Origin of the sequence: Leifsonia sp. C5G2 (assembly GCF_013359685.1) — a bacterium.
GTDB lineage: Bacteria > Actinomycetota > Actinomycetes > Actinomycetales > Microbacteriaceae > Leifsonia.
Genome location: NZ_JABFMV010000003.1, coordinates 341,455 through 355,427 on the forward strand (window position 1 = coordinate 341,455; position 13,973 = coordinate 355,427).

Here is a 13,973-nt window from a genome sequence, read left to right on the forward strand (position 1 = left end):
ACAGAAATATAGTCTACGGAACGCCGGCAGCGAAGGCGGTGGCCGCTGCTCTCAGTGGCCGCGAACTGATATCCCAGTACTCCCGCGAGGGGCCGTCAGCGGTCGAGATCGTCGCCTTCGAGATACGCGGCCAGCTCGGTGCGCCGCTGCGCTCCGATCTTCCGCATGGCCTTGTGCAGGTGGCTCTCGACCGTCCGGAGCGAGAGCACGAGCTCTGTGGCGATCTGTGCGTTCGTCCATTTCTCCGCGGCCAACCGGACGACCTGCCGTTCGCGCACGGTGAGCTCGATCCGATCGCTGACGAAGCGCGCCGTCTCGATCCGTCGGGGTGAGAGGCGCGCCTCCAGCCGATCGGCAGCGTCCGCCGTCTCCTTCTCCCGGGCGGGCAGGCCACTCTGCGCGTACTCCTGCGCCGCGCGCCTCAGCCCGGCGAGCGCCAGGCTGAACCGGCCGGAGGCCTCTGCGCGGTGGGCGGCTGCGGCCAGGCGATCCGGGCTGCGCTCGACCAACGCGACCACATACTCCAGCTGATCGGCGACCAGGGCGACGCGCACCTCGGCGATCCGCGGGCGATGCAGGGCGAGCCGGGACGGGCTCGCGTCCACCTCGCACGCGGCGAGATAGGCGAGGGCGGCCGTGACGGTCGCCCCGCGCCCCCACGCTTCGTCGCCGTCGGCCGCCAGCCGGTCTGCCGCCGCTTCGAGGTCGCCCCGTCCGGCGAGGAGCTGCGCCTCGGCCCACCCGAGGTTGCCGCCGGGAAGCGGATTGCTCGGCAGTGCCGCGCGCGACGCATCCGCCAGCAGCCGCTCCGCCGTCTCCCTCCGCCCGCGACGCGCGGCGATGACGCTCGCCACGATGGCGAGGTCGCGGTCGGCGAAGGGCGGCACCGACACGGGGTCGCCGAGCGCCCGCACCTGCCGGATCACCTCGTCCGCGTCCGCGAGGTCGCCGGAGAAGACGCCGCAGACGCACAGCAGGTGGCCGAAGCCCCGCATGCGCTCGGGGTCGAGCTGAGCGCGGGCGATGTCGAACTCCCGCGCCGCGAGCAGTGCCGCGCCGGCGAGGTCCCCCGCGAGCAGCAGATTCATCCCGTGCAGCAGTCCGGCGACCATGCCGTCCGGCGCCCCGATCGTCGCGGCGGCCTCCAGGTGACGTTCCGACGCAGCGACATCGCCCCGGCTCGTGAGCACATGGGCCAGAGTCTGATGGAGGTCGATCCTCACGGCCTCCGGGAGGTCGGGGTCGTCCGGGTCCGGAAGGGTGTCCGTCTCCGGGTTCCCGAGCAGCAGCAGCTCCAGCTCGACGGCTTTCGCCAGCAGGAGTCCCCCGAAGTGCGGGAGCGACGGCGCCGCCTCGCGCAGGCGCGCGACGGCGGTCGCCGCCTCCCGGTGATGGAAGGCGCGGTGGTCGGCGTCCAGCGCCTCCCAGCGCGCGGCCGACTCCTCGTCGCCTGGCGCTGCGGCGGTCTCCGCGAAGATCCGGTCGACCGACGCGTCCGCGAGCGGCATGCGGATGCTGGCATCGAGATAGAACACCGCCGCCGAGCGGTCGGCCATGCGACTCCACTCGGACCGCGCCACCAGCTGACGCGCGCGGAGGCGCTCGTGCACCACGCGCACGAACTGGGCGTCCTGGTGCGCAGGCGGCTCCTCCTCCGAGGGCATCGGCAGCAGGTCGTCGTCCGGCCGCCGGAGAGTCTCGATCGTGCCGAGGAGGCGGCCGCGGCGCAGTGCGGGAGTCGAGGATCGGATGTGCTCGGCGATGAGGGGTGGAGTGACGGCGACGAGGGAGCGCGGGCCGGAGTCGACCAGGGCGATCAGTCCGTTGGCCTCCAACCTCTCGAACGTGGTGTCTCCGATCACCGGCTGCAGGGCCGCGATATCGACCGGACCGACGAATGCCAGGAGTTCCAGGGCTTCGCGGAGTGTCGCGTCGAGTGCTTCGAGCAGGGACTCCGCCGGCGCGGCGAGCGACGCGCACCACAGGTCGGCGCGGGCGACCAGCCGCCCGTCGACCTCATCCAGCCTCCGCTCCACGACCGCGGCGTCGAACAGGGCGAGACCATGTCCGATATGTCCCGCGGACAGAGCGAACAGCTGACTCATCGTCGACGGATCGAAGCGGATGCCGGCGTGCTCGGCCAGGGCATCCTCGAACTCGTCGTAGCCGAGAGGGGTCAGCGCGACGCTGAGTGGAAGCGCCGGGCCGACTCCCGCTTCCCGGGTCCTCGTCTGCACGATGGGCGCCCCGGTGCGCGCGCCGGCCGCGGCGACGACTCCTCGACTCGCCTCGTCGAGGTCGGCTTCGTCGTCGACCAGCACGACACCGCGCCCGGCCGGGAGGAGACCGCACAGTTCGTCGACGGCGGCGGCGATCGAAACGGTGCGCGCGTCGCGGGCGGGGGCGATGCCCGCAAGGGACAGCGCCGCGAACGGCGCGCCCCGGAGCGCGGGAAGGCCGCGGAGCCGCACCGCCGACCATTCCCGGTCGACCAGCTCGGCCCCGACGCGCTCGAGAACGGTCGTCCTCCCCGTCCCCCGGTCGCCGACGACATCGACGCTTCGCCCCCGGAGGACGAGGCGCACCACCTGTGCTACGAGCTGCTCACGAGCCATCACCGGGATTGTCCCGCGCGGCCGCGCCGCAGGATAGCGAGTCGTGCCCGACCGGTCGGGCGAGCCTAGTTCCGGCCCGCGGCGGCGGTCTGCTCCTCGAAGAACTCGGCGACATCCACGTCCTGGGTCTCCTCCGGGCGCGAGACGCCCTCGCGCACCGCACCGACCACCGCGACGATCACGCAGCCCAGGAGCGGGCCGCCGACCAGGACGAAGGCGACGACGAAGACCGGCCAGTAGGTCGCGAACAGCCACACCGCCAGCGTGACCAGGAGGTTCGCATCCACGTCAGTCCCCCTGCTCCAGCGCCGCCTCGAGCCGCTGCACCTTGCCGTCCAGCTCGCCCGTCCAGCCCGGCCTGATGTCGGCCTTGAGGACCAGCGACACCCTCGTGCCGTACCGGCCCACCGCCTCGGTGGCGCGGCGGACGACGTCGAAGACCTCGTCCCACTCCCCCTCGATGGTCGTGAACATGGCGTCGGTGCGATTCGGGAGACCCGACTCGCGCACGACCCGCACCGCCGCAGCGACCGCATCGTGCACGGACGCGTCGGCTCCCTCGCCTCCACTCGGTGCCACTGAGAACGCCACCAGCATGTGATCCTCCTCCGATCGGCGGGGCTGTCACCGCCCCTCGATCATGTCACCTTCCGTCGGCGCGCGGGGCGGATCCGACCGGCTCGGGATGCGCCCCCGGCGCCGAGCGGAACGGCCACGCGTGGGCCGGGACGAGGTCGCCCGCGGCCTCCGCCTGGTGCCGCCGCCGCCAGAGCGCGGAGATCGTCCATCCCAGGATGACGAAGTACATCAGGTTGCGAACGGTGAGCACGGCGACCATCGCCGGGTCCGGCACGAGCAGCCAGTCGTAGAGGAACGGGTAGAACACCTGGGTCAGCCCGGCCGTCGCGAGCACCAGGACGGCGGGGATGCGGAAGCCGCGGCCCTGGTACGCGAGCCCGATCACGACGGGCGCCGCCAGCCACACGACGTACTGCGGGGAGCCGACCTTGTTGAAGGCGATGAACGCGGTGACGAACGCGAGCGACAGCTCCGGCAGGATGCGCGTGTACGGCGTCCCGCGCCGCAGCGCCCGCACGCCGATGAGAAGCACCACGACGGCCGTCAGCGCGAACAGCGGGTTCATGAGGGCGCCGGCCGTATGCGTGCCGTTGCCGCTGACCTGGAACGTCAGCAGCTGCCGGTCGTAGTAGACCTCCGCGCCCGGCACGTGGAACGCGGCCTGCCACATCCAGATCGTGCTGACGGGCGCCTCGATCTGCAGGCCGCGGTCCGTCTGCATGGTGATGAAGCTCAGGACGTGCCATCCCGCGCCGAAGATCAGCGGAACGGCGACGATCACAGCGGACGTGACCGCGGCCACGAGCACGATGTGCCAGCGCGACCGGAGGGCCGTGACGGCGGCGAGCAGGATGGCGGCCGGCCACACCTTGATCCAGGTGGCCGCGGTGAGCACCACGACCGCCGCGCGCTCGTGCAGGGTCAGCCACAGCAGCCCGACGATGGCGAGCGACGCGGACACGGAGTCGAGCCGCCCGACCGCGATCGGGCCGAGGAGGAGCAGGAACGCGAGCCACCACCATGCGGCGATCAGCCGGCGCGGCTCGCGGCCGACGATGAGCACCGCGAACGCGGCTGCGTTGAGCAGCAGCACCATGTTGAGCCACGCCCAGACGTAGCCGTCCGCGCCGAACAGCAGGGGCAGCATCACCGGGACGATGGCGCCGAACGGGTACACCCAGTCGGAGTCCACGCCCACGATCTGCGTGCCCTGCGCGGCCAGCTGAGCCCACGGCTTGTAGACCAGGAACACATCGCCCAGGCCCTTGCCCTGGTCGAGGGCGAGACCGCTGACGATCAGGTGGACCGCGAGGAACGCGATCCACAGTGACAGCGGGCTGTATGCGACCCGCCGCAGTGTGCCGGGCTCCGCGGCACCGGTCGCGCCCGCGCCGGCCGGCACCGCTTCCATCCCCATGACGCCACATCCTAGGGGATGCGTCGGTCGCCTCTCTGAACGCGACGGGATGCGGTCAGCCGGCCGAGCGGACGAGGTCGCGGACCACTCCGGGGAGCGCCTCGGCGATGTCGAGCGCGACGATCGGGCCCCCGCCGGACGCCCGCTCCCCGGCCCGGCCGTGCACCCAGGCAGCGGTGGCGGCGAGCGCCGCGAGCGCCTCGTGGCCGCCCTCGTCGATCTCGCGCGCATGGGTGGCCACGAGCGCCCCGAGCACGCCGCCGAGCACGTCGCCGCTCCCCGCCGTGGCGAGCCACGCCGGCCCGGCGGTGACCGCGTAGCGGGGCCCGTGCGGTGCGGCGACGTAGGTCGTGTGCCCCTTCAGCAGCACGGTGACCCCGAGGCTGTCGGCTGCGCGCGCCGCCCACCCGGCGGCGTCGGCGGCGATGTCGTCGGCGGTCACGGCGTCAGAGTCGTCGTCCGCGCCAGCGGCCAGCACGGTCGCCAGCTCGCGGAAATGCGGGGTGACGACGACCGGGGCCGACGCCCTCCCGGCGAGGTCGAGCGCGCCGGCGTCGATGACGAGGGGCGTGCCGTCGCGCAGGGCGCTGCGGAGGCGCTGGGCGTCGTCCTCCGGACGTGAGGCCGCATCCATCCCCGACCCGATCAGCCAGCCCTGCACCCGGCCGGGCGCGGTCACGATCTCCGGCCGTCGGCGCATCACCAGATCGGCCGGCCGGTCGGCGCCGAGGTACCGGATCATGCCGACGCCCGTGCGCGAGGCGCCCTCGACGCCCAGCACCGCCGCCCCGGGGTAGCGGTCGGAACCGGTCACCATGCCGAGCACGCCGCGGGAGTACTTGTCGCTCCCGTCGGTCGGTACGGCGATCCACGCCGCGGCGTCCCGCTCGCCCCAGTCCTGCCATCCGGTCATCGGCCACCTCCGAAGTCGTCGTCGCCCCATCGAACCCCTCCCGACCTCACGATAGGTTGTGAGCATGGCGATCAGCATCCCCGGCAAGGTGATCGTGTTCGACTACGGCGAGGTCATCTCGGTGACCCCGACGGCGGAGGACAGGGCGGCGCTCACCGAGCTCGCGGGCGGTGACGCGGAGGTGTTCTGGCCGGCCTACTGGCGGCATCGGGATGCCCTCGACCAGGGAACCCTCGGCATCCAGGAGTACTGGCGCGGCATCGAGCGGGAGCTGGGCGAGAACTGGGGCGACGCGACCATCCACCGGCTGTGGCTGGCCGACTTCCGCAGCTGGCTCAGCATCGACCACGAGACCCTCGAGGTGCTCCTCGATCTGAAGGCGGGCGGCACGCGCCTGGCCCTGCTGTCGAACGCCGGCCGCGACTTCGGCTCCTACTTCCGCCACGGCACGCTCGGCGACCTGTTCGAGCAGGTGTTCGTGAGCGGAGAGCTCGGCACCATCAAGCCCAGCGCGGAGATCTTCGAGCACGTGATGGCCGAACTCGGCGTGACGCCCGCCGAGACGGTCTTCATCGACAACAAGGAGGCCAACGTCCGCGGGGCGGAGGCGCTGGGCATCGCGGGCCACGTCTTCACGACGGCGAAGGACCTCCGGGCATATCTGGAAGGTCTCGGGGCTTAGCGGCGGCGCCGCCTGGAGCCCAACCGGATCGCGGACAGCGCGAAGGCGCCGGCGATCACAAGGCTGGCCGATCCCGTGGCGATCCCGGGGCCCTGCGCGCCGATGTTGCAGAGTCCACCGACGGCGAACAACCCAGCGCCGACGTATCCCGCCGCGGGCGCAGCGGTCATCCGCCACCACGGCCGGGGAGGATCGACAGCCTCGTCCGTGCCGCGAAAGCAGCGCGCGGCCACGACCACGGCAGCCACGGTCGCGAGAGTCCCCGTTGCAGCTCCGATCGCGGGCGAAAGCGACCCGATGGGGATCGCGGCGATAATGACCGAGGCGAGAGCGACCACGACATAGGCGGCCTTTCCTGTCGAGGAGACGACGCGGAGAGGCATCGTCAGACCACCGAATACCTGTAGTACGAACAGTAGTTATAGCCGCAGTCGTAGTAGACCGCGTCGATCTTCCTCGCCTGATAGTGGGCCTGCGAGATTGCGGCCGCGAGGTTTGCCGGGGCACCGCAGGACAGGGCTCCGAGGTAGGGCAACGGAACATAGTGACAGACGTTGTTGATGTTGTTCATCATCTTCCACATCTGCTCGACGTCGGATCGAGAGTAATGGATGGTGTACAAGCGATAGGTGGGGTCCGCGACTACCGGAAATGCTGTCGTCGGCGTGAAATCCACCACTTGGATCAGGGTCGCGCCGTCGACCTCGTAGTGCGTGGGCACATCGTCACCCGCAGCATCTCTCGCCCAAGGCGACGCGATCGCCACAACCAGCGATCCCTGCTGATCGACGACCTCTGCGGAGCCGTCTACTTCGATCCGCAGACTCTGACCCGCCTCCAACGTCATGGGATAGGCATAGCGCCGCGGCGCGCCCGGAGTATGGATCACCGTGCTGATCTGAACTTCGCCGTCTCGGTGGATGACCGGAACGGTCGTCGACCCGTTGTTGTTGTCAAAGGTCACTACGCCGCCCGAGGCGACAGCGTCCTCGGCCTGCTGGGCGTAAGGCAATCCGACCGTTACGGCTCCAAGCGATATCCCGTCGCTCGGATCGCTGGGAACAATCACATCCTCACCGGCGATGGTCGCGGCCGCTGCCACATGCTCGCCTGCGACGGTCTCGGCAAGGCCGGTCACCACGTCCGGAGCGACCTGCTGAATCGCGGCAACAGCGTCAGCCGCGTTCGTGGCTGGCGAATCCGCCGACGCGAAGCCAGTCAGCCCGACTGCCAGCAGAGACACGGCTGTCGGCGTCGCCCATTTGAATATACGAGAACTGCGCATCGAGGCTTCCTTCACTCATCATCGAGCCGGGTGAATCCGCCGCTCATCGGGTGAACCAGAAGCGACTGTCGTTCGCGCCAGCGACAGGCGAAATTGCCTGTCATCCCCGATGACGATGCTCGTGAGCGAACCATGACGCCGACCGAGCCGGACGACAATGAGGACCTCCGGGCATATCTGGAAGGTCTCGGGGCTTAGATGGAGGTATGCCCTCTCTCTTCGATCCGCTGACCCTGCGCGGCGTCACCGTCCGCAACCGCATCTGGACCTCGCCGATGTGCCAGTACTCGGTCCTCGACCACTCCGGCGTCCCGAACACGTGGCACCTCGTGCACCTGGGCGGGTTCGCGACCGGCGGCAGCGGGATCGTCTTCAGCGAGGCGACCGCCGTGAGCCCGGAGGCGCGGATCAGCCCGCGCGACACGGGCATCTGGACCGACGAGCAGCGCGACGCCTGGAAGCCGATCACCGCGTTCATCGAGGAGCAGGGCGCCGTCCCGGGCATCCAGCTGGGGCACGCGGGCCGCAAGGCGTCGACCTGGCCCGCGTGGGGGTTCGAGGACCGCACGGGGACCGTGCCGGAGTCGGAGGGCGGCTGGCGGACCGTCGCGCCCTCCGCGGTCGCCTTCGAGGGGTACGACGTCCCGCAGGAGCTCGACTCCGCAGGCATCGACCGCATCGTCGAAGATTTCGGTGCGGCCGCGCGCCGCTCGCTCGAGGCCGGCTTCCGCGTGCTGGAACTGCACGCGGCCCACGGCTACCTGCTGCACCAGTTCCTCTCCCCCATCGCCAACCGCCGCACCGACGAGTACGGAGGATCGCTGGAGAACCGCGCGCGGCTGCTGCTGCGCATCGTCGCGGCGGTCCGCGAGGAGGCGCCGGACGCTCCCCTGTTCGTCCGTTTCTCGGCGAGCGACTGGACCGAGGGCGGCTGGGACGAGGACCAGACCGCGACGGTCGCCGTGTGGGCCGAGGAGGCGGGGGCCGACTTCTTCGACATCTCCAGCGGCGGCATCCAGGCGGGCATCCGCATCCCGCTCGAGCCCGGCTACCAGGTGCCGTTCGCGCACCACGTGCGCAGCGCATCCGAGGTGGATGTGAGCGCCGTCGGTCTCATCACCACACCGCAGCAGGCGGCCGAGATCGTGGAGAGCGGACGGGCGGACGCGGTCATGCTGGCGCGCGAACTCCTGCGCGACCCGCACTTCCCCCTGCGGGCCGCGCACGAGCTGGGCGTCGAGATCGGCTACTGGCCGTCGCAGTACCTCCGCGCGCGCTGGCGCTGACCCGCCCGGCTCAGGTGGGCTCGGTCAGGCACAGGTAGTTGCCCTCGCTGTCCTGGAACCAGCACGACCGGCCCATGTCGTCGGTCGCGATCCCGTTCTCGGTCTTGAGGCCCGGGAAGTCGTAGTCGGCGAACGCGACACCGCGTTCCCTGAGGTGCGACATCGTCGCCTCGATGTCGGACACCAGCCAGCACATCGCGGTGTTCTGGGCGGTACCGGCATTCGCGGTCTCGTACAGGTAGATCTTCGACGCGGACCCGGTGCCGTACAGCACCCCGCCCTCCGTCGTGCGCTCCGGTTCGAGCTCCAGCTTGTCGCGGTACCACTCGGTGGCCCGCCGCAGGTCGGAGGCAGGAAGGACGGAGTATGTGACGCAAGACTCCAACATGGTGATTCCTCCTTCATCCGCGCGGCACGCTACGCCCCCGGACGCCGTGTGGGGCCACCTGGAATCGACGGTCTAGCGGGCGCCCGGCTGGGAATCCGCCTGAGAACTCCCGCAGCCTCCCCATCCCGCCTCGATATACTGACGGGCAAATGGACGACCCTCCCTCTAGTAGCCCATTCCGTCAGGTGAGCCCGCCTTCGAGCGAGCGGGGTGGTCGCCGTGCTCTATGAGTGGATCATGCTCGGCGTCGGCCTGCTGCTGACGATCGGCACAGGTCTGTTCGTGGCGAGCGAGTTCGCCCTGGTCAACCTCGACCGCGGCGACCTCGAGGCGCGGAGGGAGCGGGGCGAGTCGCGGCTGACGATGACGATCGCCGCCCTGAAAATCACCTCCACGCACCTGTCGAGCGCCCAGCTCGGCATCACGCTGACCACGCTCCTCACCGGTTACACGATGGAGCCGGCGATCAGCTCGCTGCTGCGCGGCCCGCTCACCGCGACCGGCCTTCCCGAGGGCGCCGTGACGCCGATCGCCTCGATCGTGGCGATCGCCGTGGCGACCCTGCTCTCGATGATCCTCGGCGAGCTGGTCCCCAAGAACTTCGCGCTGGCGCTGCCGCTTGCGACGGCCAAACTGGTGATCCCGTTCCAGACGGTCTTCACCACGGTCTTCCGCCCCTTCGTCGCGCTGCTCAACGGCACCGCCAACGGCTTCCTGCGGCTGCTCGGCATCGAGCCGAAGGAGGAGCTCTCGGGCGCGCGCACGGCCGACGAGCTCTCCTCGCTGGTGCGCCGCTCGGCGAGCGCCGGCGTCCTCGAGGAGGACACGGCCACCCTGCTGAGCCGCACTCTCGCGTTCTCGAGCCGCACCGCATCCGACGTGATGACGCCGCGTCCGCGCATCGAGGCCGTTCAGCGCACGGAGCCGGCGCAGGCCGTGTCCGAGCTCGCGCGCAAGACCGGGTACTCGCGGTTCCCCGTGATCGGCGACGACATCGACGACGTCCTCGGGGTCGTGCACGTCAAGCAGGCGGTGGCGGTCCCGCGGCAGCGCCGGTCGCGCGTTCCCGCGTCCGCCCTGATGACCGAGCCGCTCCGCGTGCCGGAGACGATGGGGCTCGACACGCTGCTCGGAGAGCTGCGCGCCCGCGGCTACCAGCTGGCGGTGGTCGTCGACGAGTACGGCGGCACCTCCGGCATCGCGACCCTGGAGGACCTGGTGGAGGAGATCGTCGGCGAGGTCGCCGACGAGCACGACCGCACCCGGGCCGGTGTCATCCGCGGGCGCGACTCGATCACCTTCCCCGGCATCCTGCGCCCCGACGAGCTGGAGGAGCGCGCGGGCGTCACCGTCCCGGAGGAGGGGCCGTACGAGACGGTGGCCGGCTTCGTGATGAACGAGCTCGGGAGGCTGCCGAAGGTCGGCGACGAAGTCGCCATCGAGGGCGGCACCCTCCGGGTCGAGCGCCTCGACGGTCGCCGCGTCGACCGCATCCGCTACACCCCCGACCCGGTCGCGGTCACGTCGGAGCGCGAGGAGGCCGCCCATGAGTGACTGGGCCGGAATCGCCTGGCTTGTCGTTCTGCTGATCGTCAACGCCTTCTTCGTCGGCGCCGAGTTCGCCGTCATCTCGGCCCGCCGCTCCCAGATCGAGCCGCTGGCGGAGCGCGGCAAGCGCAGCGCCAAGACCGCGCTCTACGCGATGGAGCACGCGACGCTCATGCTCGCGACCACGCAGCTCGGCATCACCGTGTGCTCGCTGCTCATCCTGAACGTGTCGGAGCCGGCCATCCACCACCTGCTGGAGGTGCCGCTGCACGCGACCGGCTGGTCGGAGGAGGTCATCGGCACGATCGCCTTCATCGTCGCCCTGATCGTCGTGTCGTTCCTGCACGTCGTGTTCGGCGAGATGGTGCCGAAGAACATCTCGTTCTCGATGCCCGACCGCGCCGCCCTGCTGCTCGCTCCCCCGCTGGTCGGGATCGGGCGCGCCGTCCGGCCGATCATCGTCGCGCTGAACGCGAGCGCGAACGCGGTGCTGCGCCTGTTCCGGGTGGAGCCCAAGGACGAGGCGGCGAGCACCTTCACACTCGACGAGGTCGCGACCATCGTGTCCCAGTCGACCCGCGAGGGCGTGCTGACCGACCGCACCGGTGCCCTCACCGCCGCATTCGAGTTCACCGAGAAGAAGGTCCGGGATGTGGCGGTCGCCCTCGACGCGCTCGTCACCCTGCCCCCGTCCCCGACCCCGGCCGACGTCGAGAAGGCCGTCGCGAAGCACGGCTTCTCGCGCTACGTCGTGCCGGACGCGGACGGCGAGCCGACCGGCTACCTCCATCTGAAGGACGTGCTCGACCTGGAGGAGACCGGCTTCGAGCTGCCGGTCCCGGCGAAGCGCATCCGCCGCCTGGTCACGGTGTTCTCGGGCAGCGACCTGGAGGACGCGCTGGCGACCATGCGCCGCTCGGGCAGCCACCTGGCGCGCGTGGTCGACGGCGAGGGCGCGACCGCGGGCGTGCTGTTCCTGGAGGACATCATCGAGGAGCTCGTCGGCGAGGTGCAGGACGCCACCCGGCGGTCCTGACCGCCTCATCCGGCGCAGCCTCGAGGACTACAGTTCGGAAGCGGTGGGTACACGTGAGCGCGAAGGACTGTCGAGGCGGGGCTGGATGCTGCTCGTCGGCGTCACCGCGGCCGTCGCGGTCCTGCTCGTGGTGATCGGCGTCGTGACCGTCCTCCCCCACGGAGGCAACCCGCGGGAGGCCGCCGCGGCGACGTCCGACCCCGGGTCGCCGCACGCCCCGCACTGGGAGCCGGGACCGACCCCACTCGGACTGCCACCGCGCCCCACCGCGACCCATGTCGCCACCGAGCCCGCCCAGCCCCTGACCTCCTTGAAGCCCGGCGCCTGCCTGCAAACGTACGACTCGAAGTGGGCGGACGGCTATCCGGTGGTCGACTGCTCCGCGCCGCACCTCGCGCAACTGCTGGCCACCGGCGCTCTCCCCCAGTCCGCCGGGGCGGCGTTCCCCGGCACCGACGCGTTGGACGCCGAGGTCACCGACCTCTGCTCGCCCCTCCTCGACTGGCACTGGGTCGCGATCTGGGGCGAAGACGTCTTCACCGACCTCCGGTACCCGGACACCGCTGCGAGGTGGGCGACCGGCGATCGCACCTACTACTGTTTCGTCTTCACGTACTCGCGCCACGAGCTGACGGGCAGCGCGCTGGCGGCGCCCTGAGCGATTAGCGGCTCCTGCCGACTGCGCCGTCCCGGAACGACTGCGTGCGCGCGCCGCGCCGCACACGTTCCGGGGCGGCGCACTCGCGCGACCGCTACCAGCTGACGGGGAGCGCCTTGCCCTCCTCGTAGCCCGCGGCCGACTGGATGCCGACCAGGGCGCGCTCGTGGAACTCCGCCAGCGAGCGGGCGCCGGCGTACGTGAAGGAGCTGCGCACGCCGGTCGTGATCATGTCGAGCAGGTCCTCCACCGACGGCCGCAGCGGGTCGAGGTAGATGCGCGAGCTCGAGATGCCCTCGGCGAAGAGCTCCTTGCGGGCGAGCTCGTAGGCATCGAGGCGCTCGAAGCGGCCCTTGACCGCCTTGGTGGACGCCATTCCCCAGCTCTCTTTATAAAGCGCGCCACTGGCGTCGCGGTCGAGCGTGCCGGGCGCCTCGATGGTTCCGGCGAACCAGGAGCCGATCATCACCGACGCCCCGCCCGCGGCGAGCGCGAGCGCCACATCCCGGGGGTAGCGGACGCCGCCGTCGGCCCAGACGTGGGCGCCCAGCTCGCGCGCGGCCGCGCTCGTCTCGAGCACGGCGGAGAACTGCGGACGGCCGACGGCCGTCATCATGCGGGTCGTGCACATCGCGCCGGGTCCGACGCCCACCTTGAGGATGTCGGCGCCGACGGACACCAAGTCGCGCACAGCCTGCTCCGTCACGACGTTGCCCGCGACGATCGGGAGGCCGAGGTTCAGACCCTTCACCGTGTGGATGGCGCGGATCATGCCGTCCTGGTCGCCGTGCGCCGTGTCGATCACCAGAACGTCGACGCCGGCGGCGGCGAGCGCCTTCGCCTTGCCCGCGACATCGCCGTTGATGCCGACCGCTGCGGCGACCCGAAGTCGGCCGTGCGCGTCGAGCGCGGGCGTGTAGATGGTGGAGCGGAGGGCGCTGCGCTTGGACAGCGTTCCCACGACGCGCCCATGCTCGAGCACGGGCGCGAAGTCGAGGCCGGCCGCATCCATGACCTCGAAGGCTGCGCGCCCGTCGGTGAGGTCCTCCGCGTCGAGGGAGGTGAGCGCACCGTGCAGCAGGTCGCCCACGCGCGCGTCAGGCAGGGCGGAGCCGAGCTGGACGGCGGCGAGGCAGCCGAGGTACCGGCCGCCGGCGTCGTTCACGACGATCCCGTGGCCCTCGACCGCCGGGATGCGGCGGAGCACGTCGGCGACGGTCTCCTCGGGCCGCGCCTCGTGCGGGGTGTCGAAGGCGACCGGCTGGGCCTTCACCCAGCGGATCGCCTCGTCGAGGTCCTGCAGGCGCATGTCCTGGGGCAGCACGCCGAGTCCGCCGCGCCGGGCCAGCGTCGCGGCCAGCCGCTTCCCGGTCACCGAGTTCATGTTGGCGGACACGATCGGGATGGTCGCGCCGGAGCCGTCGTTCGGCGCGAGGGACACGTCGAGTCGGCTGGTGACGTTGGAGCGCGACGGCACGAGGAACACGTCGGAGTAGGTGAGGTCGTGGCGCGGCGATGTTCCATAGAACTGCATGGGAATAACGCTATCCCGCGAAGCTCCGAGCC

Annotated in this window: 14 protein-coding genes; 5 read left to right on the forward strand and 9 right to left on the reverse strand. The window is 71.0% G+C overall.

Annotated features, from left to right (window positions below; genetic code table 11):
- Window positions 1-95 precede the first annotated feature (95 nt).
- The 5 genes from HNO83_RS06390 to HNO83_RS06410 form a co-directional block, all read right to left on the reverse strand.
- Window positions 96-2,615, reverse strand: a complete 2,520-nt coding sequence (locus tag HNO83_RS06390) for a helix-turn-helix transcriptional regulator (protein WP_175336667.1) — start codon at window positions 2,613-2,615, stop codon at window positions 96-98.
- Window positions 2,616-2,680: 65 nt separating this feature from the next.
- Window positions 2,681-2,902 (reverse strand): hypothetical protein, encoded by a 222-nt coding sequence (locus HNO83_RS06395; RefSeq protein ID WP_175336370.1) that lies wholly within the window; start codon window positions 2,900-2,902, stop codon window positions 2,681-2,683.
- Window position 2,903: 1 nt separating this feature from the next.
- Window positions 2,904-3,212 (reverse strand): thiamine-binding protein, encoded by a 309-nt coding sequence (locus HNO83_RS06400; protein ID WP_175336668.1) that lies wholly within the window; start codon window positions 3,210-3,212, stop codon window positions 2,904-2,906.
- 46 nt (window positions 3,213-3,258) lie between these two features.
- Window positions 3,259-4,611, reverse strand: coding sequence for a glycosyltransferase family protein (locus HNO83_RS06405; RefSeq protein WP_175336669.1), 1,353 nt, complete (start codon window positions 4,609-4,611; stop codon window positions 3,259-3,261).
- Between the two features lie 55 nt (window positions 4,612-4,666).
- A complete protein-coding gene (locus HNO83_RS06410; protein ID WP_175336670.1) occupies window positions 4,667-5,524 on the reverse strand; it encodes an ADP-dependent NAD(P)H-hydrate dehydratase in 858 nt (285 codons plus the stop codon).
- A 64-nt stretch (window positions 5,525-5,588) separates the two neighbouring features.
- On the opposite strand from HNO83_RS06410, the gene HNO83_RS06415 reads away from it, so the two are divergent.
- On the forward strand, window positions 5,589-6,206 hold the full coding sequence (locus HNO83_RS06415) for an HAD family hydrolase (RefSeq protein WP_175336671.1): 618 nt from the start codon (window positions 5,589-5,591) through the stop codon (window positions 6,204-6,206).
- On the opposite strand, the gene HNO83_RS06420 is transcribed toward HNO83_RS06415, so the two are convergent.
- Both HNO83_RS06420 and HNO83_RS06425 read right to left on the reverse strand, forming a co-directional pair.
- Window positions 6,203-6,589 (reverse strand): hypothetical protein, encoded by a 387-nt coding sequence (locus tag HNO83_RS06420; RefSeq protein WP_175336672.1) that lies wholly within the window; start codon window positions 6,587-6,589, stop codon window positions 6,203-6,205. The two genes, HNO83_RS06415 and HNO83_RS06420, sit on opposite strands and share 4 nt — an antisense overlap.
- A gap of 2 nt (window positions 6,590-6,591) precedes the next feature.
- Window positions 6,592-7,491, reverse strand: a complete 900-nt coding sequence (locus HNO83_RS06425; RefSeq protein WP_175336673.1) for a hypothetical protein — start codon at window positions 7,489-7,491, stop codon at window positions 6,592-6,594.
- A 206-nt stretch (window positions 7,492-7,697) separates the two neighbouring features.
- Between HNO83_RS06425 and HNO83_RS06430 the strand changes: the two genes are divergently transcribed.
- Entirely contained in the window at window positions 7,698-8,777 is a 1,080-nt protein-coding gene (locus HNO83_RS06430; RefSeq protein WP_175336674.1) for an NADH:flavin oxidoreductase/NADH oxidase, read from the forward strand.
- A gap of 10 nt (window positions 8,778-8,787) precedes the next feature.
- Here HNO83_RS06430 and HNO83_RS06435 read toward each other — a convergent pair whose 3' ends face one another.
- Entirely contained in the window at window positions 8,788-9,165 is a 378-nt protein-coding gene (locus HNO83_RS06435) for a VOC family protein (protein WP_175336675.1), read from the reverse strand.
- A 237-nt stretch (window positions 9,166-9,402) separates the two neighbouring features.
- On the opposite strand from HNO83_RS06435, the gene HNO83_RS06440 reads away from it, so the two are divergent.
- From HNO83_RS06440 to HNO83_RS06450, 3 genes are read left to right on the forward strand one after another with little or no spacing between them, the layout of a single operon-like run.
- Window positions 9,403-10,719, forward strand: coding sequence for a hemolysin family protein (locus HNO83_RS06440; protein ID WP_175336722.1), 1,317 nt, complete (start codon window positions 9,403-9,405; stop codon window positions 10,717-10,719).
- Window positions 10,712-11,749 (forward strand): hemolysin family protein, encoded by a 1,038-nt coding sequence (locus HNO83_RS06445; RefSeq protein ID WP_175336676.1) that lies wholly within the window; start codon window positions 10,712-10,714, stop codon window positions 11,747-11,749. Before HNO83_RS06440 ends, HNO83_RS06445 begins: the two co-directional genes overlap by 8 nt.
- A 43-nt stretch (window positions 11,750-11,792) precedes the next feature.
- Window positions 11,793-12,407 carry a hypothetical protein gene (locus HNO83_RS06450; RefSeq protein ID WP_175336677.1) on the forward strand — a complete coding sequence of 205 codons (615 nt, stop codon included), beginning with the start codon at window positions 11,793-11,795 and terminating at the stop codon, window positions 12,405-12,407.
- 94 nt (window positions 12,408-12,501) lie between these two features.
- On the opposite strand, the gene guaB1 is transcribed toward HNO83_RS06450, so the two are convergent.
- Entirely contained in the window at window positions 12,502-13,941 is a 1,440-nt protein-coding gene (gene guaB1, locus HNO83_RS06455) for a GMP reductase (protein ID WP_175336678.1), read from the reverse strand.
- Between the last annotated feature and the right edge of the window lie 32 nt (window positions 13,942-13,973).

Coding starts and splice junctions, on each gene's coding strand:
- HNO83_RS06390 (WP_175336667.1), bottom strand. CDS start 2,615: ATGGCTCGTGAGCAGCTCGTAGCACAGGTGGTGCGCCTCGTCCTCCGG.
- HNO83_RS06400 (WP_175336668.1), bottom strand. CDS start 3,212: ATGCTGGTGGCGTTCTCAGTGGCACCGAGTGGAGGCGAGGGAGCCGAC.
- HNO83_RS06405 (WP_175336669.1), bottom strand. CDS start 4,611: ATGGGGATGGAAGCGGTGCCGGCCGGCGCGGGCGCGACCGGTGCCGCG.
- HNO83_RS06410 (WP_175336670.1), bottom strand. CDS start 5,524: ATGACCGGATGGCAGGACTGGGGCGAGCGGGACGCCGCGGCGTGGATC.
- HNO83_RS06415 (WP_175336671.1), top strand. CDS start 5,589: ATGGCGATCAGCATCCCCGGCAAGGTGATCGTGTTCGACTACGGCGAG.
- HNO83_RS06420 (WP_175336672.1), bottom strand. CDS start 6,589: ATGCCTCTCCGCGTCGTCTCCTCGACAGGAAAGGCCGCCTATGTCGTG.
- HNO83_RS06425 (WP_175336673.1), bottom strand. CDS start 7,491: ATGCGCAGTTCTCGTATATTCAAATGGGCGACGCCGACAGCCGTGTCT.
- HNO83_RS06430 (WP_175336674.1), top strand. CDS start 7,698: ATGCCCTCTCTCTTCGATCCGCTGACCCTGCGCGGCGTCACCGTCCGC.
- HNO83_RS06435 (WP_175336675.1), bottom strand. CDS start 9,165: ATGTTGGAGTCTTGCGTCACATACTCCGTCCTTCCTGCCTCCGACCTG.
- HNO83_RS06440 (WP_175336722.1), top strand. CDS start 9,403: ATGCTCGGCGTCGGCCTGCTGCTGACGATCGGCACAGGTCTGTTCGTG.
- HNO83_RS06445 (WP_175336676.1), top strand. CDS start 10,712: ATGAGTGACTGGGCCGGAATCGCCTGGCTTGTCGTTCTGCTGATCGTC.
- guaB1 (WP_175336678.1), bottom strand. CDS start 13,941: ATGCAGTTCTATGGAACATCGCCGCGCCACGACCTCACCTACTCCGAC.